Source organism: Weissella bombi, from assembly GCF_900094835.1.
GTDB classification, from domain to species: Bacteria; Bacillota; Bacilli; order Lactobacillales; family Lactobacillaceae; genus Weissella; species Weissella bombi.
In genome coordinates this window covers 61,992-85,553 of record NZ_FMAO01000003.1, presented here as the reverse complement: position 1 = coordinate 85,553, position 23,562 = coordinate 61,992, and the positions used below count along the sequence as shown (strand labels likewise).

The 23,562-nt window shown below is 37.2% G+C and carries 20 protein-coding genes; all 20 read left to right on the top strand.

Annotated features, from left to right (window positions below; all coding sequences use genetic code 11):
- The 20 genes from GA0061074_RS03515 (at position 1) to GA0061074_RS03420 (ending at position 23,561) form a co-directional block, all read left to right on the top strand.
- Entirely contained in the window at positions 1-2,184 is a 2,184-nt protein-coding gene (locus tag GA0061074_RS03515) for a penicillin-binding protein (RefSeq protein WP_092461932.1), read from the top strand.
- A gap of 35 nt (positions 2,185-2,219) precedes the next feature.
- Positions 2,220-3,215, top strand: coding sequence for a phospho-N-acetylmuramoyl-pentapeptide-transferase (gene mraY / locus GA0061074_RS03510; RefSeq protein WP_092461930.1), 996 nt, complete (start codon positions 2,220-2,222; stop codon positions 3,213-3,215).
- Positions 3,216-3,277: 62 nt separating this feature from the next.
- Positions 3,278-4,630 carry a UDP-N-acetylmuramoyl-L-alanine--D-glutamate ligase gene (gene murD, locus GA0061074_RS03505; protein ID WP_092461928.1) on the top strand — a complete coding sequence of 451 codons (1,353 nt, stop codon included), beginning with the start codon at positions 3,278-3,280 and terminating at the stop codon, positions 4,628-4,630.
- Positions 4,631-4,641: 11 nt separating this feature from the next.
- On the top strand, positions 4,642-5,739 hold the full coding sequence (murG, locus tag GA0061074_RS03500) for an undecaprenyldiphospho-muramoylpentapeptide beta-N-acetylglucosaminyltransferase (RefSeq protein ID WP_092461926.1): 1,098 nt from the start codon (positions 4,642-4,644) through the stop codon (positions 5,737-5,739).
- A 30-nt stretch (positions 5,740-5,769) separates the two neighbouring features.
- Entirely contained in the window at positions 5,770-6,753 is a 984-nt protein-coding gene (locus GA0061074_RS03495) for a cell division protein FtsQ/DivIB (RefSeq protein ID WP_092461924.1), read from the top strand.
- Between the two features lie 108 nt (positions 6,754-6,861).
- The gene (ftsA, locus tag GA0061074_RS03490; protein WP_092461922.1) at positions 6,862-8,250 is read left to right on the top strand and encodes a cell division protein FtsA; all 1,389 of its coding nucleotides are present in this window, start codon (positions 6,862-6,864) and stop codon (positions 8,248-8,250) included.
- A gap of 29 nt (positions 8,251-8,279) precedes the next feature.
- Positions 8,280-9,539 (top strand): cell division protein FtsZ, encoded by a 1,260-nt coding sequence (gene ftsZ, locus GA0061074_RS03485; protein ID WP_092461920.1) that lies wholly within the window; start codon positions 8,280-8,282, stop codon positions 9,537-9,539.
- 11 nt (positions 9,540-9,550) lie between these two features.
- Complete coding sequence (locus tag GA0061074_RS03480) at positions 9,551-10,000, top strand: cell division protein SepF (RefSeq protein WP_092461918.1); 450 nt, start codon at positions 9,551-9,553, stop codon at positions 9,998-10,000.
- An 11-nt stretch (positions 10,001-10,011) separates the two neighbouring features.
- Positions 10,012-10,275, top strand: coding sequence for a YggT family protein (locus GA0061074_RS03475; RefSeq protein ID WP_092461916.1), 264 nt, complete (start codon positions 10,012-10,014; stop codon positions 10,273-10,275).
- Positions 10,276-10,283: 8 nt separating this feature from the next.
- The gene (locus GA0061074_RS03470; RefSeq protein ID WP_092461914.1) at positions 10,284-11,069 is read left to right on the top strand and encodes a YlmH family RNA-binding protein; all 786 of its coding nucleotides are present in this window, start codon (positions 10,284-10,286) and stop codon (positions 11,067-11,069) included.
- Between the two features lie 14 nt (positions 11,070-11,083).
- On the top strand, positions 11,084-11,731 hold the full coding sequence (locus GA0061074_RS03465; protein WP_092461912.1) for a DivIVA domain-containing protein: 648 nt from the start codon (positions 11,084-11,086) through the stop codon (positions 11,729-11,731).
- 285 nt (positions 11,732-12,016) lie between these two features.
- Positions 12,017-14,809 carry an isoleucine--tRNA ligase gene (ileS, locus tag GA0061074_RS03460; RefSeq protein WP_092461910.1) on the top strand — a complete coding sequence of 931 codons (2,793 nt, stop codon included), beginning with the start codon at positions 12,017-12,019 and terminating at the stop codon, positions 14,807-14,809.
- A 95-nt stretch (positions 14,810-14,904) separates the two neighbouring features.
- Positions 14,905-15,567: a histidine phosphatase family protein gene (locus GA0061074_RS03455; protein WP_092461908.1), complete on the top strand. Its 663-nt coding sequence runs from the start codon at positions 14,905-14,907 to the stop codon at positions 15,565-15,567.
- A 17-nt stretch (positions 15,568-15,584) separates the two neighbouring features.
- Positions 15,585-16,253, top strand: coding sequence for a tetratricopeptide repeat protein (locus tag GA0061074_RS03450; RefSeq protein WP_092461906.1), 669 nt, complete (start codon positions 15,585-15,587; stop codon positions 16,251-16,253).
- Positions 16,234-18,771 (top strand): SF1B family DNA helicase RecD2, encoded by a 2,538-nt coding sequence (recD2, locus tag GA0061074_RS03445; RefSeq protein ID WP_092461904.1) that lies wholly within the window; start codon positions 16,234-16,236, stop codon positions 18,769-18,771. The genes GA0061074_RS03450 and recD2 overlap by 20 nt, the downstream gene beginning before the upstream one ends.
- Before the next feature lie 52 nt (positions 18,772-18,823).
- Positions 18,824-19,546, top strand: a complete 723-nt coding sequence (locus tag GA0061074_RS03440) for a YebC/PmpR family DNA-binding transcriptional regulator (RefSeq protein ID WP_092461902.1) — start codon at positions 18,824-18,826, stop codon at positions 19,544-19,546.
- 248 nt (positions 19,547-19,794) lie between these two features.
- A complete protein-coding gene (locus GA0061074_RS03435; protein WP_092461900.1) occupies positions 19,795-21,246 on the top strand; it encodes an NCS2 family permease in 1,452 nt (483 codons plus the stop codon).
- Positions 21,247-21,347: 101 nt separating this feature from the next.
- Positions 21,348-22,265 (top strand): competence type IV pilus ATPase ComGA, encoded by a 918-nt coding sequence (comGA, locus tag GA0061074_RS03430; protein ID WP_092461897.1) that lies wholly within the window; start codon positions 21,348-21,350, stop codon positions 22,263-22,265.
- Entirely contained in the window at positions 22,237-23,232 is a 996-nt protein-coding gene (locus tag GA0061074_RS03425; RefSeq protein ID WP_092461895.1) for a type II secretion system F family protein, read from the top strand. Before comGA ends, GA0061074_RS03425 begins: the two co-directional genes overlap by 29 nt.
- A complete protein-coding gene (locus tag GA0061074_RS03420; protein WP_092461893.1) occupies positions 23,229-23,561 on the top strand; it encodes a competence type IV pilus major pilin ComGC in 333 nt (110 codons plus the stop codon). The genes GA0061074_RS03425 and GA0061074_RS03420 overlap by 4 nt, the downstream gene beginning before the upstream one ends.
- The last annotated feature ends 1 nt before the right edge of the window (position 23,562 follow it).

The window sequence follows — 23,562 nt, the reverse complement described above, 5'->3', positions numbered from 1 at the left end:
ATGGTAAAAAAACAACGGATGCCAAAACGTAACCAAGCGGATAAAAATAGTCGCAATACAGGTAAACTTTTGCTTATATTGATGATAGGTGTGTTGGTTGTGTTAGGAATCCGTTTTTCTAGTATCTCAATCACAAAAGAGGTGAAGGGCCATAAGTTAGGCCAAGCAGCTCAATTAATCTATCAAAGTCAAAATGATATTCCTGCAAAACGAGGCGAAATTTTTGATTCGGTGGGGAATCCATTGGCAGAATCGTCGACCACTTATACATTGGCGGCTGTATTAGATAAAAACCAAAAGTCAGCAAAAGGAAAGCCAATGTATGTTAAGAAAAGTCAGGAGGCTAAAGTTAGCAAGAAATTAGCTGAAGTACTTGGTGGTAAGGCAAGCTTTTATGAAACATCCATAAAAAATGGTAGAAAAAGTAAGTTACAACAGGTTCAATTTGGAACAGCCGGATCTAACTTGAGTGTTGACAAGTATAAGCAGTTAAAGGCTTTGAATATTGCAGGATTAACTTTTACAAGTAGCGAATCAAGAATGTATCCAAATGGGACGTTTGCGTCAGACTTGATTGGTATTACTAAAAAAGAGCATAGTGATGGTGCACAGACAATTTCTGGTGTATCAGGTATTGAACAATCTTGGAATAAAAAATTGACAGGTCGTAATGGTGTTAAAACAACTTCAACCGATACAACTGACCATAGTGTGTCAAAGAAAAATTTGGCTGTTAAAAATGGATATGATATTTATACGACCATTAATATGAAATTACAGTCAACACTTGAAAAAAGTATGCAGAAGTTATCAGATGATATGAAGCCAAAGGCGGCTATTGCTGTTGTAATGGATACTAAAACGGGTAAGATTGTTGCGACAACGCAACGACCAAGTTTTAATGCATCAACAGGTGAAGGGCTGGGTGATTTGTGGACAAATCAATTATATGGTACGGCTTTTGAACCTGGTTCTGTTCTTAAAGGAATTACGTTAGCCGCTGCGATTGATACCGATAATTGGAATCCAGATGCCCTTTATAAATCAGGAACTCTTAAAATTGGTAATAAAAAGGTTACTGATTGGAATAATGGTCAAGGATGGGGAAATATCACTTATGCCCGCGGAATTGCTGAATCTTCCAACGTCGCAATGGCCTTGACTGAACAAAAAATGGGAGCCAAAACGTGGCAAAAATATATAAATAAATTCCAGTTTTTAAAGTCAACTAATTCAGGATTCCAGGATGAAGCAGTTGGAAATATGCAATTTCAGTATCCCATTGAACAAGCTAATACGGCATTTGGACAGGGAATTTCAGTAACACCTTTGCAGATGATGCAAGCTTATTCAGCCATTGCAAATAATGGTAAGGAATTGAAACCACAAATTATTGAAAAAATTGTTGATCCAAATACAAAGAAAGTTATTTCACAATCAAAGGCTGATGTTATCAGTAAGCCAATTAGTAAGGCGACGGCTAAGGCGACACGTAAACAATTGGAAGATGTTATTTATTCACAACATGGTCTAGGAAAAGATTATGCTATTCCGAATGTTAGAACAACAGGAAAGTCGGGTACTGCCCAAATTGCAACTGCACTTGGTTATTCGGCACCCGGTGAGAATAGTAATGAAATTCATTCATGGATGGGAATGGCGCCTTCTAATAATCCACGTTATCTAATGTATATTGTTACAAAACAGCCGCAAAAGAATACTGAAAATATCTCAACAGATATGTCGGAAGTATTTAAGACGAATATGGAACAAGCTTTAGAAATGTCAGACAGTGATAATAAAGTTGTTGTAAGTAAAAATCAACAAGTTAAAGTACCGACTGTTGTGGGTGGTTCAGTAAGTGATGCACGTAAGGAAATTAAAGCTAATCGTCTAAACCCTGTTATTATGGGTGATGGTGATACAGTGAAGGAACAGTCGTTAACGGCTGGTGATGAATCAATAGTTAACCAACGTATCTTTTTGAATACGGGTAAAAATATTCAAGTACCAGATATGCATGGTTGGGCAAAGAGCGATGTATTAGCTTGGGCACAAATGGCGCATGTTAAGGCAGTTATTAAAGGTAACGGTTTTGTTACAACTCAGTCGTTAAATAAAGGAACGTCGTTGTCTGACGGATATCACGATATTACAGTTGAATTTAAAAAGCCAAATGAATAAATAAAGAAATACATGTGAGTGAGAGGAGTAGTCGAATGTCGACTTTTTTACTAGGACTAGCTTTTAGTCTGATTGTTACGGTGCTGGTAGTACCACGGTTACGCGATTGGTTTAAGAAAATCAAAGTTGCGCAAATGGTGATGCGAACAGGGGATCATGAACCTGATCATGCTGCGAAAGCAGGAACCCCAACAATGGGTGGGGCTGCCTTTATCCCAGTAGTGGTAATCGGTTTTGTTTTATTATCGTTAGTTACTAAAAATGCTGCACCAACAGGTTGGGCAACTTTGATTGCAATTATTGTGTTTGCAATCGTTGGTGCTTTTGATGATAGTATTAAAGTTTTTAATCACCGTGATGAAGGGCTACGTTTCTTACCTAAACTATTTTCTGAAATTTCTGCTGCAATCTTAGGTGTAATTGTATTGGCAGTTGGTAAGTTTGACTTTTTCTTAACACTACCATTTGGGTTGGGAGAATGGCACAATGTAGTTGCCTACACGCTATTTACGATTTTTTGGTTAGTTGGTTGGTCAAACGCAACTAATCTAACCGATGGATTAGATGGTCTTGCCTCAGGAACAGCAATTATTGCCTATGTTGCATACTTAGTAATTGCAGTCGTTCAGGGTGATACAACAATGGTTCTGTTAGATGCCTTGATGATTGGGGCCTTACTAGGATTCCTATTTTTCAATCATTACCCAGCAACCATTTTTATGGGCGATACTGGTTCGTTAGCGTTAGGTGCTGGCTTAGCTATGAATTCATTGGTATTGCATCATGAGTGGTCGTTATTGATTATTGGGTTTGTTTTCATGATGGAAACATTAAGTGTCATTATTCAGGTTACAAGTTTTCATTTCTTTAAGAAGCGTGTATTTTTGATGACACCAATTCATCATAGCTTTGAAAAAGGTGGACTAACCGGTAATACAGATAAGCCTTGGAATGAATGGCAAGTTAATTTCTTCTTTTGGGGAATTGGGTTAGTGATGGCCGCTATTTACCTTCTTATTTGGTTCTATTAAACACATAATAAAATAACATGGGGATTTTCCCCATATACATATCTAAAAAGGGGTTCTAAATAATGAATAAAAATGTATTAATTATTGGATTTGCTCGTTCTGGTGCAGCAGCTGCAACTTTGTTACTAAAAGAAGGGGCGCACGTAACTGTTTCAGATCCTAAGTTAGATGATAGTGATGCTAAAGTTGTTGCATTAAAACAACAAGGTGTTGAATTTACAACCGAACAATCTGATGAACTTTTAGTAGGCATTGATTTAGTTGTTAAAAACCCTGGTATTCCTTATACCATTCCGGTCTTGGTTGCGGCAAAGGAACAACAAATTCCAATTGTTGTTGAAGTTGCATTAGCTCAAAAATATATTTCAGATAATTGGGTAGCTGTGACTGGTTCTAATGGTAAAACAACAACTACTGAAATGATTGCTGCTGTATTACGGAAAAAGTCTAATGAAAACAGTCATGTGCTAGTTGCTGGTAACATTGGTGTACCCGTTAGTGAAGTAGCACCTAAGATGACACAAGATGATGTTATGGTTACAGAATTGTCATCATTTCAGTTGATGGGGATGTCACAACCTAAGCCGCATATAGCTGTTTTGACGAATATTTTTTCATCACATTTGGATTTTCATGGTAGTAGAGAAAATTATATTGCTGCTAAAATGAATATTACAAAACATCAAATGCCTTCAGACTATTTTGTTGTTAATTATGATACAGAAGAGTGGCGTCAATTAGCAAAACAGACAGAAGCACAAGTGGTACCATTCTCACGTGAAGGGAATAGCCAAGAAGGTGCATATCTTAAAGAAGGTAACTTGTATTACCAACAAGAACGTATTATGAGTGCAGCCCAGTTGGGTGTTCCTGGTGAACATAATATTGATAATGCTTTGGCAGCAATTGCTGTTGGTAAGTTGATGTCAGTACCTACGGCTGATATCGCCCAAACACTAAGCGCTTTTTCGGGGGTTGAACACCGACTACAATATATTGGTAATTTTGATGGCCGAAAAGTGTATAATGATTCCAAAGCAACGGATATTGAAGCGACTGAAATGGCTTTATCTGGGTTTAATGAGCCGGTTGTATTATTAGCTGGTGGATTAGATCGTGGTGATGATCAAATGCGTTTATTACCAGCTTTGAAAAAACATGTAAAATCTTTAATTGTTTTTGGTGAGACGGCGGATAAACTAGCACAAGTTGGTAAGCAGTTGAATATTCCCGTTACCTATGCTGAAGATGCCCCTCATGCTGTGAAACCTGCATTTTTGCAGAGTGAACCTGATGACGTAATTTTGTTGTCACCTGCAGCAGCATCTTGGGATCAATTCCCTAATTTTGAAACACGTGGTAATTTGTTTGTTGATGCCGTTAAAAAAGTGGCACATTCACAAGAAAAAGACTAGGAGGATTCAACATGCGTATTATTGTATCTGGTGGTGGAACTGGCGGTCATATTTATCCTGCCTTGGCAACGGTTAAGCGTTTGAAGGCGTTAGAACCCGATACTAAAGTGTTGTATATCGGTAGTGAGCGTGGCCTTGAAGGAAACATTGTTCCGGAAGCTGGTTTTGATTTTAAGTCTTTGCGTGTGCAAGGCTTTCACCGTTCACTATCACTTGATAACTTCAAGACTATTTACTTATTTTTAAAAGCAACTCGTGAGGCTAAGAAGTATTTAGAAGTTTTTAAACCTGATGTTGTTGTTGGAACTGGTGGTTATGTCTCAGGTCCTGTGTTATATGCAGCGCAACAGATGGGAATTCCAACAGTTATACATGAGCAAAATTCAGTTGTTGGTGTAACGAATAAGTTTTTGGCTCGTAAAGTTACAAAGGTGGGTGTTGCTTTTCCAGCGGCTTTGCCTGCTTTTAAAGATAACTTAGCAACTGTTGTTGGTAATCCTAGGGCACAAGAAGTTGTGGATGGTCAAGGTAGCTTTAATTGGGATGAACTTGGCCTAAGTGCTAATGTACCAACAGTATTAGTGTTCGGTGGGTCACAAGGGGCCATTAAGATTAATGATTCAATGGTCGCTACGTTAAATGATTTTGCTGAGAAGCCTTACCAAGTTATTTTTGTAACAGGAGCTAAGCGTTATGAGGATGTCAAACAACAAATGATTGACCGTAAGATTAACGTTGCTAAAAATATTGCTGTCGTACCATATATCAGCAATATGCCACAACTAATGCCTAGAGTATCCTTAGTTGTCGGTCGCGCGGGAGCAACAAGTTTAGCTGAACAGACTGCTTTGGGAAAGCCAATGATTTTAATTCCTAGTCCGTATGTTACTAATGATCATCAAACTAAAAATGCGCGTAGCTTGGCTAGTGCAGGTGCAGCGGAGATGATTACGGAAGATTCATTGTCTGGAACGACACTATTTGCAACTATTGATCAATTAATGACTGATGAGAATAAACGCCAAATTATGGCTAATGCAGCGATGAAGATGGGGGTTCCTGATGCCGCTGATCAATTTATTGCCTTAATCAAAAGTGTTATTAAGTAGACTGAATGTGGAATATTGTAGGAGATTGCGATGACTGAGAAAAAGGAAAATCCGCATAATGAACAAGACAATGCGAATTCTTCAGATATTCAAGCTCATTTAAATGAACTGTTATCTGGGGACGGCAAGTCATCGAAGCCTAAGTTGTCAAAAAAGACTAGTAAAGTCAAAAAGCCGTCAAAAAGGGCACGTATTAAAGCGGATAAAAAGAGGCCGGTTGAATCAGCTGATAAAAAAGCGTTATCGACTGAAGAGAAAACAGATAAAAATCAAAACGTTGGTAAAAAATCTGGTAGTCATTGGTTGATTGGATGGAAACAATTATTATTTCCACACGAATGGCGGGCGGTTAAGGCAATTATTGTATTACTAATTGTAGCGGCTGGCTTAATTTATTTAATTTCACCAGCTAGTCAGGTGCAGAAATATGATGTTGTTGGTACCCAAGAATTATCTAATAAAGCAGTTTTAAAAGCAGCAGGTTTACAAAAAGGACAACCTCTTTTAACAACTTTGTATCAAAGTGATTATTTTAGTAAGGAAGCTAAAAGTAAAAATCCACAAATTAATCATTTAAAATTAACTTTAAAGTCAGATAATACATTACAAGTTAAAGTTGATGAAATTGTTAAAGTTGGCTATGTAAAAGCAGGTAATCAGTATTATCCCATTTTAGAAAATGGTGATATGCTAAATCACGAAGTGAGTGACCAGCAGATAGGTGGTTTGCCCCTTTATGATGGCTTTACATCTGCAAAACAATTACATAAGGCATTGTCCGAATTTGGTAAATTATCAACGCCTTTGCGTCACGCTGTTTCTGAAATTGTTTGGTCACCAACAAAACAGAATAATCAACGTTTATTAATTTATATGAACGATGGTAATGAAGTTTTGATTAGTGCAAATGAATTATCGAAAAAAATGAAGTATTATCCAGGAATGGTGGCGCAATTAAAGCAAACCGGGCAAGCAGATTTACAAGTTGGTGCTTATTTTAGGCCATATAAGTAATAAAACTAAGCCCAGGTCTGGAAGATTGACCCTAAAGTATGGTATTATTCTTAAAGAATTGTTTATTAAAATGAACATTTTGTATGGTAGTCAAAAGGAGGAATTAAGATGGCCAACCATGGATTAATTGTTGGTCTTGATGTGGGGACTAACACCATTAAAGTGCTTGCAGCAGATGTTAGAGATCAACAGGCTAATATTGTAGCGGTTGGTCGTTCTGTTTCACACGGTGTCAAGAAGGGTGTTGTTGTTGATATTGATGCAACAGCAACTGATATTCGTCAAGCAGTGGCACAAATAAATGAGCAAACTGAACAGCCAATTACAGAAGTGGTTGCAAGTTTACCCGCAAGTAATATTCAAATTCAACATGTTAAAGGAACTGTAACCGTTAAGGATAGTCAACATATTTCATATGAAGATGTTGCTAACACTGTTCAAGAAGCAGTGAAAATCCAATTACCTGCAGATCGTGAAGTTGTTGAGTTAATTCCAACGGAATTTGTCGTTGATGATTTTGATGGTATTCAAGATCCAAATGATATGGTGGGGATGCGTCTTGCGATGAATGGTATCGCATATACTGCACCACGGAATGTTATGGGAAACTTACGTCTTGCAATTAGTAAGGCGGGACTAAGACTACGTGATTTCGTTTTGGCACCATTAGCATACAGTAAAACATTGTTAGATGATGGTCAGCAAGAATTTGGTACGATTATACTGGATATGGGAGCTGGTCAAACGTCGGCAACAGTCGTTCATGAACACCAATTGAAATTCTTATCATCTTTCCCAGCTGGAAGTGATAACATTTCACGTGATATTAGTGCAGTTCTTGAATTAGGTTTACATGATGCTGATATGCTAAAACTAGATTCTGGTTTTGCACTTTCAGAGTTATCACAAGAAGACAATCAATTAGTAATTAAGAAAATTAGTGCAGAGGAGCCTGAACAAATTTCAGAGCAACTTCTAGCACAAATTATTGAAGCACGAGTTATGCAAATATTAGGTAAGCTTGGTGAGAAGCTTGATATGGTCGGAGCTTTTCAAATGCCAGGTGGTGTGATTGTAACCGGTGGTGGTGCCGCATTGCGTGGTATTCCGGAAGCAATCCATTCAACCTATAAAGTACAAACAAGGTTGTTTGCACCTGATGATATTGGCTTACGTCATCCGGGTTATGCTGGTTCATGGGCGTTAGTTCATTATGCAGCACAACAAACACCTATCCAATTGATTGTTAAGCAAGCTTTGTATGGTTTGCCATTAGTTGTTTTGGGACAACAAAATCAAGCCCCAGCAATGACTAATGAAAACGCAGTTGAGAAACCAAAGCCAAGGTTACGACAACAAAAACAACAACAGAAGGTCGTAAAGCAACCTGATTCTCAAGTTGAGAATGAAGCGGCTGAACCGACTGAGTTTACTGATGAAGAACAACCTAAGAAGGAAAATCGAATTAAGACTTTCTTTAAGGATTTCTTTGACTAATTCATAAATTAATAAAAAAGGAGTTCAATATGGATTTTCAAATGGACATGAACCAAGAATACGGTGCAACAATTAAAGTTATCGGAGTTGGTGGCGGTGGTGGTAATGCCGTTAACCAAATGGTGACTGATGGCGTAGAAGGCGTTGAATTTATCGTTGCCAACACTGATGCACAAGCTCTTGAGCGTTCTTCAGCAGAAAACAAGATTCAAATCGGATCAAAAGCTACTCGTGGATTGGGTGCTGGTGCTCGTCCTGAAGTTGGAGAAGCTGCAGCTAAGGAAAGCGAACAAGAATTGACTGAAGCCTTGCAAGGGGCTGATATGGTCTTTGTTACTGCTGGTATGGGTGGTGGAACAGGAACTGGTGCAGCTCCTGTTATTGCAAAAATTGCTAAAGATTCTGGTGCGTTGACAATTGGTGTTGTGACTCGTCCATTTTCTTTTGAAGGTCCTCGCCGTGGTAAATCAGCTAGTGAAGGATTAGCAAAGTTAAAGGAAAATGTTGATACATTAATCGTTATTGCCAACAACAACTTGTTACAAATTGTTGATAAGAAGGCTCCGATTATGGAAGCCTTTAAGATGGTTGATGATGTCTTGGAGCAAGGAGTTTCAGGTATTTCTGATTTGATTACCAAGCCAGGAATTATTAACTTGGACTTTGCCGATGTTAAGACAGCCATGGCCGGACAAGGTACAGCCTTGATGGGAATTGGTTCTGCATCTGGTGAAAACCGTGCTGCTGAGGCGACTCGTAAGGCAATTGCATCACCATTGTTGGAAGCTAAAATTGAAGGCGCAACAAACGTCTTGCTATCTGTTAAGGGTGGCGCAGACATGTCATTGTTTGAGGCACAAGAAGCTTCAGAGACTATTGCGCAAGCTTCAGGTACTGATGTTGACATTATCTTTGGTACGACAATTGATATGGAAATGGACGGGGACCTTGTGGTTACAGTTATTGCAACTGGCATTGACCGTCCAGAAACACCACGTCCAGAGATTAACTTGGGATCAACACAACAAGCTAGCCCATTTCAGTCTGTAGCACCTGAGCAACCTGTTCAACAACAACCAAAGGCGCAACAACCAATTGTTAATAATGACCCATTTGCTGACTGGGGTACACCAAACGACAAGGTACAACCTCAACAAAGTGCACCTGTTCAATCAGCTGCGCCATCACAACAACCTGCACAACAGTCAACCCCTGCCCAATCAAGTTCAGCTGATGAAGAGATTGAACGTCCAGCTTACTTTAATTGGATGAAACGTGGTGACAAGTAAGGAGTCTGGTTATGGCATTTAAATTTAAAGATTATATTTTTGGTGGTGACGATAGTTACTACTATGAAGACGAAGAGTCTGAAGAGGGCCAAGAAGAACAAAAGTCTAACGCTACTGAATCTAATAACAATGCCACTCGTCCAACTAACGAACGTCGGGCAAATGTTATTAAAATGGATGGTTCAAGAGGTGAGCCAGCTAAAATTGCTTTGTATGAACCACGTACATATGCTGATGCGCAAACAATTGCAACGCAATTACTTGGTGGTGAAGCGGTTATTGTTAACTTAGGTTCAATTGATGAAAATACTGGTAAGCGTATTTTGGACTATTTAGGTGGTACAGCGTTTGCAGTGGACGGAACTATCGAGCGTGTTGGTGAACGTATCTTTTTAGCAACACCACATAATTTTGAGATTTCAGGTACTATTTCTCAGAATCTTGGCCAGCAATTTAATTAATAGGTGGTAATATGGCAACAATCCTTGGATTATTGAATTTGCTACTTCGAGCATTAGAATTTGTGATTGTGATTTGGGTGTTGATGTCTTGGTTACCTGGGGCACAACAATCGTCATTTGGTCAACTACTAGGAAAGATTGCCGGATTAGTGTTAAACCCGTTGCGTCGTTTCATTCCAGCAGTTGGTATAATTGATTTTACCCCTTTGGTAGGATTGATTTTACTACAAGCAGCTGAAATGGGATTGCGAGCTATTGCTCAGACAATGATATAGAGAGATTTATGGTTGATAATGTAGCACAACATTTCCGCCCTAATGAAACCACGTTTCTTAACTTAGCGGAGGGTTTGGTTCGTCAGGTATTGGATGAGTATCGTCCAGTTCTGACGAATTTTTTGAACCCAAGAGAAATTTATATTGTAAAAACACTCGTTAATCAGCAAGATGATCTTAAAACTTTTGAATTTGGTGGATATTCTGGTGCAGAAAATAAACGTTTATTAATTGCACCTAGTTATTATCAACCGGATATGGATGATTTTGAACTGATGTTGATTCAAATTAAGTATCCTGAAAAATTTACTGTGTTGCATCATAGTACAATTTTGGGTACTTTTATGCATAATGGTATTGCGCGCCAAAGCATAGGTGATATCATTAAAGGTGAGTCTGAGAAGTGGTATTTTAGTACTACTAAAACGATGGGAACTTTCATCTTGAGTCATTTAGATCGTATTGGCAAAACAAAAGTACGTTTTCAAGAAGTTGCTGAAAATGATATGACAGTTCTTGATGATGAATGGGTGATAATTAATACAACAGTTAGCTCTTTGCGACTAGATAGTATTGTCGCAAATGGGTATAATATTTCTAGAAGCCATGCTAAAGAAATGATTGAACATGATTTAATTAAAGTTAATTGGGCAACAATTAATAAGCCAGATTATGTTTTAGCAGTTAATGATTTAGTTTCTGTGCGACATTATGGACGATTAAAGCTTGATGAACTTAATGGTTTAACAAAAAAAGATAAATGGCGTTTAACAATGGCAGTAATTAAAAAATAGATTGGAGACATCTCATGACATTAACCCCACAGGAAATTCATGCAAAAGAATTTACGACTAGTCGTAACAAATGGTATGACAAAGCGGAAGTTACAGACTTTTTAGATCGTATTGTGGATGATTTTGATTCTTTGTTGCAAGAGAATCAAACTTTGAAAACACAATTAGCTGAAGCCGATGCAAATGCAAAGCAAGTTGAAGAAATGAAACAATCAGTTAATTCATCAATCTTGATTGCACAAGAAGCTGCAGATCGTTTGAAGAAGCAAACAGAAGCAGAAGCTGAGGCTGCTTTGCAACAAGCACAAGCAGAAGCACAAAAAATTGTGATGGAAGCTAACGCAAAAGCAAATGCACTATTGACAGATTCACAAACTAAAAATGAAACATTAGTTGCTGAAAAAGAAGGTTTGGATCAAGAAATGGGTGCCTTTAAAGCTAAAATCGAGGGCTTGCTACGTGCGCAATTAGATATGGTACAAACGGATGAATGGAACGCTTTCCAAACACCAGCAGCATATCAAGAGCCATCAGCAGCAGCTGTTTCAGAACAAGCAGAAGAAGAACCAGCGCCTGAAGAGGTAAGCCAAGATACTGAAACGGTTGTTATTTTCCCTGAAGATGACGAAGATTCAGAAAATTTCTTGAATAAAGATAAGTAATTAGCTATTATAGATAACATAAAGTTTCTGATCAAACTGTATAATTTATTCTAACCAGCGACTTAGGATGTGGTGAAAGCCTAAGATAGTAACGAATTATATTTATCAGCAGAAAATTAGTACACATATTTTGAAGAGGCAGTTTAGATTGTTAAACTGTAAATTCGGGTGGTACCACGTAAAAAACGTCCCGCACTAGTTATTTTGACTAATGTAGGACGTTTTTTATTACAGTAATAATTTATAGCAAAAAATATTGTGCAATAGAAAGGAAAGGAAATAATTATGAAAATCAAGAAGACACTAAATCTTGGTAAGACTAAGTTTCCAATGCGTGGTAATTTACCACAAACAGAATTACAACGCGAAAATATTTGGTTTGAAAATAAAGTATATGAGCGTCGCCAAAAATTAAATGAAGGAAAGCCCTCATTTATGCTTCATGATGGACCTCCATATGCAAATGGAAATATCCATATTGGTCATGCGATGAACAAAATTTCAAAAGATATTATTGTTCGTTATAAGTCAATGAATGGTTTTTATGCACCTTATGTACCTGGATGGGATACTCATGGGTTGCCAATTGAACAACAATTGACCAAAGCAGGTAAGGATCGTAAAAAGGTTGGACCAGTTATTTGGCGTAAAATGGCTGATGAATTTGCTCATAAACAAGTTAAGAAGCAAATGGCTGATTTTAAGCGTTTAGGTGTTTCAGCAGATTGGGATAATCCTTATCTAACGTTACAACCTGAGTTTGAGGCAGCACAACTACGTGTATTCGGAAGTATGGCCAAGCGTCAATTGATTTATCGTGGTAAGAAGCCTGTCTTTTGGTCATGGTCTTCAGAATCTGCTTTGGCAATGGCCGAAATTGAATATCATGATGTTACTTCAGAGTCTGCTTTTATTACTGAGCAAGTAAAGGATGGTAAAGGCTTACTTGATGAAGACACGTACATGATTGCTTGGACAACGACACCATGGACGGTACCAGCTTCACAAGCACTTGCTGTACATCCTGATTTTAAGTATGTTCAAGTTCAACCTAATGGTTCAGAAAAGAAGTACTTAATTGCTGAATCATTGTTACCTTCACTTTCTGAAAAGTTTGGTTGGGAAGGCGTTAATGTCTTGGCAACGTTTGAAGGTAAAGACCTAGAATATATGGTTACTAAGCATCCATATATGGATCGTGATATTTTAGTTGTTTTGGCTGACTATGTTACTGATGACACTGGAACTGGTTTGGTTCACACAGCCCCAGGATTTGGTGAAGATGACTTTATGACTGGTCAACGTTATGATATCAAGCCAATTATGAATGTTGATGATCGTGGATATTTGACGGCTGAAGCAGGTCCAGATTTCGAAGGTGTCTTTTATGATGATGCCAATGAAATTTCTTTGCAAAAATTGCGTGACGTAGATGCTTTGGTTAAATCAGAACCAATTACACACAGTTACCCATTTGATTGGCGTACTAAAAAGCCAGTTATTTTCCGTGCTGTGCCACAATGGTTTGCTTCTATTGATAATTTCCGTCAAGAAATTTTGGATGCCTTAGATGATGTAACATTTAAGCCAGAATGGGGTAAGAAGCGTCTTTACAACATGATTCGTGATCGCGGTGATTGGGTTATTTCTCGTCAACGTGTATGGGGTGTACCACTACCAATTTTTTACGCTGAAGATGGAACAGCTATTGTTGATCCAGAAATTATTGATCATGTCGCTGATTTAGTTGCTGAGCATGGTTCAACTGTTTGGTTTGAACGTGATGCTAAGGAATTGTTACCTGATGGTTATACAAATGAGCATTCACCAAATGGTGAGTTTACTAAAGAAACAGACATTATGGATGTTTGGTTTGATTCAGGAACTTCTCATCAAGGTGTTATGGCAACGCGTCCGGAGTTAGAATTCCCCGAAACATTAGTTTTGGAAGGTTCTGACCAATATCGTGGTTGGTTTAATTCATCACTAATTACATCTGTTGCTGTTACTGGTAAGGCACCATATAAGCAAGTTGTCTCACAAGGATTTACTTTGGATGGTAATGGTGAGAAGATGTCAAAATCAATTGGTAATACAATTGAGCCAAATGAAGTTATTAAGCAAATGGGTGCTGAAATTATTCGTTTGTGGGTCTCAGCTGTTGATACATCAGCTGATGTACGTGTTTCGATGGATATTTTGTCACAAACTTCAGAAACTTACCGTAAGATTCGTAATACGATGCGCTTCTTGTTGGCAAATACTTCGGATTTCAATCCTAATGAAAATGCAGTCGCTTATGACGATATGACGGCTGTTGATCAATATTTCTATGCACGTTTCAATCAATTAATTGGTGAATTTAAAGCAGCTTATGATGAGTATGACTTCCAAACCGTTCACAAGTTATTGATTAACTTTATTAATGTTGATTTGTCAGCGTTCTATTTGGACTTCGCAAAGGATATTTTGTACGTTGAAGCACCAGATGGTCACTTGCGTCGTTCATTGCAAACAGTTTTGTACAAGATTGTTGTTGCACTGGATAAATTGATTTTGCCAATCTTGCCACACACAGCAGAAGAAATTTTTGAGTATCTTCCATACGAAACTGAAGACTTTGCTTATCTAACTGATATGCCTGAAGTGGAAGACTTGGGAGATAATACGGAATTGTTTGCTAATTGGGATGCCTTTATGACACTTCGTGATGCAGCTAACAAGGCATTAGAAGTAGCTCGTAATGCTAAGTTAATTGGTAAGCCTGCTGAAGCCGCTTTGACGTTATACTTGACTGATGAGCAAGCTAAGATGGTTGAATCACTAAATCAAGATATTCGTGTCTTGTTGCTTGTATCTCAATTACATCTAGAAAATGTTGCTGATGCACCAGCAGATTCAGAAAATTATAATGGTTACCAAATGAAGGTTGAACATGCAGTTGGTGAGGTATCTCCTCGTGACCGTATGTATCACACTGATTTAGGTACAGATAAAGATTTCCCTATGTTATCAGCTCACGAAGCACAAATTGTGCGTGAGAACTTCCCTGAAGCATTAACAGAAGGATTAGAATAAATTATAAGTAAAACGATTAGAACTTTTTTGTTTCTAATCGTTTTTTTTATTATAATGGAAGATAATAACCTAAAATTTGATTGGAGAATCACTGCATGACGAAACTATATTTTATCCGCCACGGAAAGACCGTCTGGAATGCTGAAGGACGTTTTCAAGGATCTGGCGGCGATTCACCATTGTTACCAGAATCAATTCATCAAATTGAACAGTTGGGCAAACACTTGCGCCATATTGAATTCGAACACGCATTTACGAGTCCTATTAAACGTGCAGTTGATACTGCTGAACAAACATTAGGCTACTTGGATCACAAACCTGAATTAACAGTACAAGAAGGATTAAAAGAATTCTCCTTTGGTGTGTGGGAAGGTAAAACTTTTTCAGAAGTTAAGCAACACTGGGGAGATATGTATGAAGCTTCACGACATCATCCAGAAAAATTTGATGCATCTTTAGTTCCAGGTGCTGAAACTTTTCCAGAAGTGCAAATACGCTTTAAAAAAGCGGTGCAAGAAGCCGTTAATATGTATGGCGGGGAAGATGTGAACCTAATTTTCTTTAGTCATGGATCAGCGTTAACCACGGGAATGGGTGGCCTATTAAATATTCCGCTTGCTCATTTGCGTGACCGCGGTGGGTTAGGTAATACTAGTACTTCAATTTTGGAGACGACAGATGGTGAGCACTTTACTGAATTGTTGCGTAATGATACGGAATATTTAGATGAGTTAGCTGATGAATCAAACACAATTTAATTGATTGGAGAAAACAAATGTCTAAGGTAGATGATAAGGTACAACAAGATATAAAAGATTTAGTTCAAGATATTTCTAAAAATCCGGATCATTGGCAGGCATATGTTGATTTGATAAGTTTACTAACGGTTGCTGGTGAATTAGTATTAGCTGAAGATTTAGCACTAAAAAGCCTATCGTTATTTAAAGATAATGATCACGCACAACAAGAATTGTTATATGCAACAGGTAATGTCTATTACGTTGCAGCTGACTATGGTCGTGCGGCAACTTTTTTTGATAAAATTACAGATACAAAATTGAAATATGATGCTATTGTAATGCAAGCACAAAGTTTTTATGCGCAAAATAAATTTAAACAAGCTTTGGTGTTTGCGTTAACTGCCGTACAACAAAATCATGAAGATGTGAAAGCTCAAGTCTTATTGGGTAATATTTGGTTAAGTTTGGGAGACCTAGTAAAAGCTAAGTCTGCATTTAATGCTGCTATTAAGTTAGATGACCAAGACTATGCAGCTAATTTTGGCCGAGGCTTGATTGAACAAGTTAGTGCTCCTAAAAATAATCCATGGTTAATGAAAGCCAAGCAAGTTAATAGCAAACAATATCAAACAGATGCTGCTCGTTTAGATGATTTAATTGCAGTTATGTTAGGGGGACAAGATAATGGATCCGAGTCAGAATGATTTCTGGGAAGATGATGTGAACCTAACACCTCAAGTAATTGGTCAGATTCAAACAATTTTGTTTTCGGCATCAGATTCGTTTTATAAAGTGTTACGAATTGAAATTATTGATAAGAATTTTGAATTTAATGAGGATGAAATAACGGTTACTGGGAGTTTCGGAGATATTCAAATTGGTTCTAGTTATGAGTTTACAGGTCAATTAAAGGAACATCCCCGCTATGGGCTACAATTTATTGCACATAACTATCATCGTCAGGCAACAAGTACAACATCAGGGCTCGTAAAATATCTTGCTAGTGATAACTTTCCAGGTGTCGGAAAAACTACTGCGACTAAAATTGTCGACGAACTTGGAATTAATGCCATTGAGTTGATTTTAGATAATGCTGAAGTATTAAACAATCTAAATATTTCTCAGGCATTGCAACAGGTTATTGTTGATAAATTATCTAAAGCTGATGGTATGGAACGTGCAATTATTGCCTTGAATGATTTTGGCTTTGGGTCAACATTATCAATGGCAATATATCAAAAGTATCAAAAGAGCACTTTACAAATATTAAAGGATAACCCGTATCAATTGGTGATTGATATTGAAGGGGTATCTTTTAAGCGGATTGATCAATTCGCATTACAAGAAGGTATTGATGTTTTAGATGAACGACGGATTAAAGCTGGCGTTATTGAAACTATCAATAATCAAACGTTTAATTCGGGTGATACTTATATGGTGTTACCTGATTTAATGCGTGATGCGAAAGCCTTGTTAGAAAAAGGTCAACGCGCTGTTGTAACTGATGTCATGATTAAAAAAGCTTTACTGACATTAACGAGTGAAGGTGTTGTGGTTGTTGATGGTAGTTATTTTTATATTCAAGAAATTTATGAAGCAGAAAATCAAATTGCCGAACGGTTAATTAATTTAACCCAACAAAGTAAGGCAACGTATTCTCGTAAGCAAGTTGTAAATGTATTGGATGAAGTGGAAAAAGCTAATGATTTCACCTATGATGCAACCCAAAAAGACGCTATTATTGCAGCATTAACAAATCAATTATTTATTTTAACTGGTGGTCCTGGAACTGGTAAAACAACAATTATCAGTGGTGTTGTTGCTACTTTGAAGAAATTATTACGAGCTGATGGTTTAAAATCAGACCAGATTGATGATAGTATTCATTTAGCAGCACCAACAGGACGTGCTGCTAAAAGATTACAAGAATCAACGGGAATGTTAGCAACGACAATTCATCATTTGTTAGGTATTACCGGACGTGAAGCTAATATTAATGACGTTGACATTGAAGAGGTGACGGGTCATTTATTGGTAATTGATGAAATGTCGATGGTTGATACACAGTTATTTGCAACATTATTATCCGCTGTTCAGGCTGATATGCAAATAATTCTGGTGGGTGACAAAGATCAACTTCCTTCAGTTGGTCCAGGTCGTGTTTTTTATGACTTATTAGCAAGTGGCTTATTAAATTATCGTGAATTAGAGACAATTCATCGTCAGGGAAAAGGGTCAACTATTATTTCATTAGCAAATGAAGTAAAAAATGGTCGTTTACCAGCAGATTTTACTGAGCAACAAATTGATCGTTCATTTTTCCCTGCTAATGTAAATACTGTGCCAAAACTGGTTGAAAAAATTGCAGAAAGCTGGAAAAATAAAGGAAATTCAGTTGCTGATATGCAAATATTGGCACCAATGTATCGTACGCCTGCTGGTGTTAATCATTTAAATGAGATCGTCCAAAATATTTTTAATCCAGCTACGAGTAAGAAAAAATCTATCACCATTAAAAAAGATAAACAAGCATTTAACTATCGTGTTGGGGATAAGGTAATGCAGACGGCTAATGACCCTGAAAATAATGTGTTTAATGGTGATATTGGTTATATTACAAGTGTCTTATTAGCCAAGGATAAATCAAATACTGATAAAAAAGATAAAATTGTGGTTGATTTTGATACAGGCGAGGTCATTTATACACGTGAAAATTGGCAAAATATTACATTAGCTTATGCAACCACGATTCATAAAGCACAAGGGACAGAATATAAACTAGTCATTATGCCGTTAGTGGATGCTTTTTCAAGAATGTTGCAGCGTAATTTATTGTATACAGGTCTTACACGGGCAAGTGAGTCATTGGTGTTGATTGGACAATTGAGCGCTTATCAAACTGCTGTTGTGACTTTGGGTGTTAACCGACACACCAATTTGCAGGCACGTATTTTACAATATGCGACTGGTAAAGCACCAGATAATCAATCTAAGAAGCTCGCACAACAGGAAACATTACAAATGAATGAACCGGCTCCAGATACGGTTGAAAATCCGCAGCAAGAGCAAGAAACGGTTATCCAAAAAGAGGCTGCACCGTTAGAAACAGTATTGACGATGGATTTAATTGCACAGGGTAGTATTGATCCAAATATTGGTTTAGAAGGTGTCACACCATACGATTTTATGCCTGATAGTCATGGAAAACTGGCGAACACTTAAAATATATGGTAAAATAAGACGATAAATTTTCGATAGAAAAGGGGTTTCTGAAATGTCAGGACATAGTAAATGGCATAACATCCAAGGACGTAAGAACGCCCAAGATGCGAAGCGTGGTAAGATTTTCCAAAAGTTAGCTCGTGATTTGTACACGGCAGCTAAAGCAGGTGGCGTTGATCCAGATTCAAACTCAGGTTTGCGTTTGGTTATCGATAAAGCAAAGGCAGCTAATATGCCTAAGGATAACATCCAACGTGCTCTAGATAAGGCTTCTGGTGCAAATGGTGCTAACTATCAAGAATTAACTTATGAAGGTTACGGACCAGCTGGTATTGCTGTTTTGGTTGAAGCCTTGACAGACAACACTAACCGTACAGCTTCATCAGTACGTTCTTCTTTCAAGCACTACGGTGGTGAATTAGGAACATCAGGATCAGTATCGTTCCAATTTGATCGCAAGGGATACCTTGAAATTGAACGTGATGAAGATACTGAAATTGATGAAGATCAATTGTTTGAAGATATGTTAGATGCTGGTGCAGATGACATGAAGACATTTGATGATCAATTCGAAATCTATACTGAACCAAAGGCTTTCCCAGAAGTGCGTGATGCATTACTAGAAAAGGGTTATGTATTCAGTATCGACGAAGTTACAATGGTTGCACAAAACCCAATGGCAGTGCCTGAGGATAAGCAAGAATCATTGGCAGGCTTGGTTGCAGAGCTTGAAGAAAATGATGACGTTCAAGCTGTATTTACAACAGCTGAATAATTTAAAAAGAACTTGCTATTAGAGCAAGTTCTTTTTTATTTTTCTAAAATAGATTGACTATTTGCTAAATTAGATATATCGTTAAAACTATTTGAATAGAGTCGTTAACGTGTTTTGCCACAGACTTCAACATAAGAGAGTAGTAGATAAATGTATTATGATACAGCTGTCTATATTAAGAGCTTTTAGTTGGTTGGGTCATGTTTGCGAATTACGTTAACATGATTTTTTAGGGAGAAAAACTTATTATGTTGGAACGTTTCTTTAAGTTGTCGGAAAACAACACAACAGTACGTACCGAGATTATTGCGGGTATTACGACTTTTGTGGCGATGGCTTACATTATTTTTCTAAATCCATCAGTGCTTGCCTTGACGGGAATGCCTAATCAGGGTGTTTTCTTGGCAACGATTTTGACGGCCGTAACGGGTACGTTGATTACAGGATTGTTTGCTAATTTGCCTTATGCTTTAGCTCCTTCAATTGGTATGCAAGCCATGTTTACTTATACAGTAGTGTTTGGCTTGGGATATACTTGGCAGCAAGCATTGGGGATGGTGTTTTTAGTTGGTTTGGTTGATGTTATTATCACGCTAACAAAAGTACGTTCCTTAATTGTTAAATCGATTCCGGTGCAATTAAAGCATGCTATTGCTGCTGGTATTGGTTTATATATTGCTTATATTGGCTTAAAAAATGCCGGCTTCATTAACTTTTTAGTTGATGGCCAAAATATTATTTCTTTGAACAATAAGCCATTTAATGGCGGTGGGGCAAAGGTAGTTGAAACCTTAACGGCTAATGGTAGTACAACCCCAGAACTAACGACATTTACTAGTCCGTCTGTTCTGTTGGCATTAATTGGTTTAATTTTATTGGTTTTGCTGGTTATCGCTAATGTACCAGGTTCATTTTTGATTTCAGTGTTTGTAACAACTTTAATCGGTATACCAATGGGTGTTACGAATATACATATTAGTGGTATGTCAGCATTTTCAACAACTTTCCATGATTTTGGTTCGATTTTTGGTCAAGCCTTAGGAACCCATGGATTATGGTCAATGTTTACATCACCAAAAGATATTTTAATTGTTGTTCTAACGGTATTCTCAATGGGACTTTCAGGGTTGTTTGATGCAATTGGAACCTTTATTGGAACTGGTATTTCAACGGGTATCTTTTCAGCAGCAGATCAAAAGGAATTCTACGAGAACAAAGGCTTTAAATCAAAGATGGATCGCGGTTTAGTTGCTGATACTTTTGCAACGATGTTTGCTGGTATTTTTGGAACTTCAAATACAACGACCTTTATTGAAGCTTCAATTGGAATTAAAGCCGGTGGTCGTACTGGACTAACAGCGGTAGTTGTTGCAATTGGTTTCCTATGCTCAATTGTGGCTGCACCATTGGTTAATGTAATTCCAAGTGCGGCAACGGCACCGATTTTAGTTGTTGTTGGAATTATGATGATGAATGAGTTTAAGTTGATTGATTGGGATGATATTGAAATTGCTATTCCAGCTTTCTTCACGGCAGCATTTATGGCATTTTCATATTCAATTTCATATGGTATTGCCGCTGGATTTATTTTCTTTGTTTTGATCAAGAGTGTTAAGCGTAAGTTTAACGAAATTAGTATTATTTTGTGGTTCGTCTCAATATTATTCATTTTGAATTTTGTTGTATTGGCGCTAAATTAAATAGTTTTGTAATTTCTCAAAGGTGTAAAAGCCTTTGAGAAATTTTTTTTGGACATTTTTATTAGCCTAACGTCTTTGTATGTGTTAGGAGGTTAAGAAGCGTGCAAATTCAACAGACATTTTATAGCATACTTGAACAAGCAGCCAAGGCTCGCGTTAGTGATATTTATATTTTGCCTATTCAAAATGGATTTCAGATATTAACTTATGCCGTTAGCGGATTAAAAAATATTGGTCAATTAGAGAATGAACGTGGTGAAGCGTTAATTAGGCATATCAAGTTTTCAGCTTGCATGGATATTAGTGAAATTCGACGACCACAGTTAGGACGTTGGCATTATTTATTGGATGAGCAATCATTATATTTACGAATTTCTAGTGTAGCAGATTTTTTAAATCGTGAATCAGTTGTTATTCGCTTAATTTATAATATAAAAGACGATATTTTAAAATGGCAACCGGCAGAAGCGTTTGCAGAATTAGGCGAGCTAATACAACATAAACAAGGATTAATATTGTTGGCGGGCCAAATGGGTTCTGGGAAAACAACCACAATGTATCACGCAGCGACAAAACATTTGAAAAATAAGATGGTTTTAACAATTGAGGATCCTGTTGAATTAGTGGAACCACATTTTTTACAACTACAAGTTAATGACGCAGCCGATATGAGTTATGAACAATTATTGAAGTTAGCTTTACGACATCATCCAGATGTCATAATTATCGGTGAAATTCGTGATGCTAAGACCGCTAAAATTGTTGCACAAGCGGCATTGAGTGGTCACCTAATTTTGAGTACAGTTCACGCTATGTCAATTGTTGGTATTTGGTATCGATTGCGTTCATTTGGTATTGCAGCAGATATTCTACAGCAAATTTTAATTGGATTAGGTTACCAAAAAATGGTTTATCAAGCAGCAACGCCTTATGTTGCATTAGAAATATCTAGCGGGCAAGAAATGAATCGATTACTAACGGAGTTAAAGCATGAAGAAGAAAGTAATGTGGTCTCGTAAGCATCAAGCGGATTTCTTTGAAAATTTAAGTTATTTATTATCCGTCGGGTATGATTTAGAAAATGCACTTAAAATGGTGCAGCTATTATTAAAATTACCGAACCAACAAATGATGAGTATTTTAGCGGCACTAGAATCAGGTGCTACTTTTTCAAAGGTAATGACACCGTATGTCAGGGAAGAGTTAATTCAACAGCTAGATTTTGCTACTGTACACGGTAGGTTGGTCAACTTATTAGAAGCGTTAGGTAAACGTGAACGAGAACGTTTGTTTCAATATCGTAAATTACGACAAGTGTTGTTATACCCAGTTGTCTTATTAATTTTATTGGGGTTCATGTTAGTTGGCTTTTTGGTCTTTTTATTACCAGAATTACGCCAATTGGGTGTCAATTTACAATTATTAGACGCTAAGATTAGTTGGTATTATTTACTTGTTTTTGTGTTAATTGTTATTGTGGGAGGCTGTTATTATCTAAAAAAACAATCGTGGTATAAACGCTTAAAACTGCTAATGAAAGTGCCGTTAATTGGTAAAATAGTTAAACTAAGTATTGAATATTACATTTGTTTACAGCTTGGTTTATTGTTGACCAGCGGTGTTGAATTATCAACAATCGTTCAGCGAGCACGTCAGTCAACGCAGGATAAGTTAACGGCTTATATCGGAAACAAGGCGTGGAAAGCATTGAATAATGGACGAACAATCGATCAATTTATTATGGATTTAGAATTGCTTCCGAAAGAATGTACGCTGTTGTTTACACGTGGTCAGCCACAACATAAGGTTGGCGAAGAATTTCAGATATTAGCACAACGTAAATTTCAAGTACTTGATGAACTAATTCAAAAGTATATGACGTTCATTCAGCCAATTTGTTTTGCTGTAATTGGGGTGGTAGTGATTGGTATGTATTATTTAACACTTGTACCAATGTATCAAAATATGGGAGATATCATTCAATGATTAAAAAAAACCGTAATGTACGTAAGCGCAAGGGATTTACATTAATTGAAGTTGTTACAACATTATTTATTGTCGGGCTATTAGTAGTTTTGATTTATCCAAATGTTTTTAGTATTCGTAAAATGGCTGAAGAAAAGCAACAAACGGTATTATTTAATACACTGCAAAATCAGGTGAATATGTATCGTATTGCCCACGATGAAGCAAGGCAACAGGAAATTACAATTTCAAGTTTAATGAATAATGGTTTTTTAACTACTACGCAAGCACAACAAATGGCGCGCGCACATTTTGAAATAAAAGGTGATCGAGTAATTCAAGGTAAGTAAA